1 protein-coding gene is annotated in these 245 nt (G+C 44.1%); it reads left to right on the forward strand.

Features of this window, described 5'->3' with window-relative positions; genetic code table 11:
- Window positions 1–245, forward strand: a 245-nt coding sequence (locus AB4512_RS24460) for a GGDEF domain-containing protein (protein ID WP_372176075.1), incomplete at both ends; no start/stop codon positions are given.

Raw genomic sequence — 245 nt, forward strand, 5'->3', positions numbered from 1 at the left:
CTATTATGTGGGTTGTGCATTACATATCGCACAGCGAAGCAAAACGCGCGCAGCAGAGCAACAACGCTATTTAACCCAAGAAATTGAAGAGCTAAAGGTAAAGGCAACAACCGATCCGTTGACCGGATGTAGAAACCGAACCGAGGCGTTAGATACCTTCTATGATTTCGAATGGCTGGCGCAACAAGGAAAAACGATTCACATCGCGTTGTTTGATTTAGACCATTTTAAGCAGATCAATGATC

The sequence above is a fragment of the Vibrio sp. 10N.222.52.B7 genome, from assembly GCF_041474275.1.
GTDB lineage: Bacteria > Pseudomonadota > Gammaproteobacteria > Enterobacterales > Vibrionaceae > Vibrio > Vibrio crassostreae_C.